The organism is Kitasatospora sp. NPDC048722 (assembly GCF_040650235.1).
Classification (GTDB): Bacteria; Actinomycetota; Actinomycetes; order Streptomycetales; family Streptomycetaceae; genus Kitasatospora.
This window is the reverse complement of sequence record NZ_JBEZGX010000193.1, coordinates 1-1,098: the sequence shown is the minus strand read 5'-3', so window position 1 is coordinate 1,098 and position 1,098 is coordinate 1. Positions and strand designations below refer to the sequence as shown.

Below are 1,098 nucleotides of genomic sequence, written 5' to 3'. Positions count from 1 at the left end.
ACCGCACTCGCCACCACCCACACCCACGGCCACACCCCCACCCCACCCACCACCACCCACACCCACCCCAACCTCCCCACCTACCCCTTCCAGCGACGCCGCTACTGGTTGGAGGATCCGGCGACGACGGGTGCGGCGGTGCTCGACGCACCGGTCGAACTCGCTGAGGACGGCGGCCTGCTGTTCACCGGCCGGCTGTCGCTCGACACCCACCCCTGGCTCGCCGACCACGGCATCGAAGGTGTGCCCCTGGTGCCGGGCAGCCTCTTCGTCGACCTGGCCCTGCGGGCCGGGGAGCACGCGCAGAGCCCGGTCGTGGACGAGCTCACGCTGGAGGCCCCGCTCGCCCTGCCCGCCACCGGCGCCGCGTCGCTCCAGCTCTCCGTTGGTGCCCCGGCGGACGACGGCCGACGCCCGTTCGCGGTGCACGCCAGGTTCGGCGAGGACGCCGACTGGACCCGGCATGCCTCCGGCGTCCTCTCCGCGGAGAGCGGCCACACTCCCGTACCGGACACGACCTGGCCGCCCGCCGGGGCCGTGCGGACCGACGTGGACGAGGTGTACGACCGGCTCGCCGGGCTCGGCTACGGCTACGGCCCCGCGTTCCGCAACCTGCGCGCCGCCTGGCAGCTCGCCGACACCCTGTACGCCGAGGTCGGCGTCCCCGACGAACCGGTCGGCGGAACGGAGGAGTTCGCCCTGCACCCGGCCCTCCTGGACGCCGCGCTGCACCTCCTGCCGGTGCGCGAGGGCCTGGACGGCGTCCGGCTCCCGTTCTCCTGGAGCGGGGTCCGGCTGCACGCCACCGGCGCGACCGCGCTGCGCGTCCGGCTGGAGCCCCTGACCGGCGAGACGGTGTCGCTGGTGCTGACCGATCCCGCGGGCGGGCTCGTCGCCGCCGTCGACGCCCTCGACCTGCGTCCGCTGCCGGCCGGTGCGATCACCGCCGCCCCGCCGACCGGAACGGACCCGCTCTACGAGGTGGGCTGGACGGAGCTACGACCGTCCGGTGAGGGTTCGGGTGGTACCGACGCCCCGGAACCGGTGGTCGTCCACCTCGACACCGACACCACCCCCGAGGACACCGCACTCCACGCC

General features: G+C 75.0%; 1 protein-coding gene. It reads left to right on the top strand.

Features of this window, described 5'->3' with window-relative positions; genetic code table 11:
• Window positions 1-1,098 (top strand): polyketide synthase dehydratase domain-containing protein (locus AB0C76_RS41510; protein ID WP_359976015.1); only part of this gene is annotated, 1,098 nt, incomplete at both ends.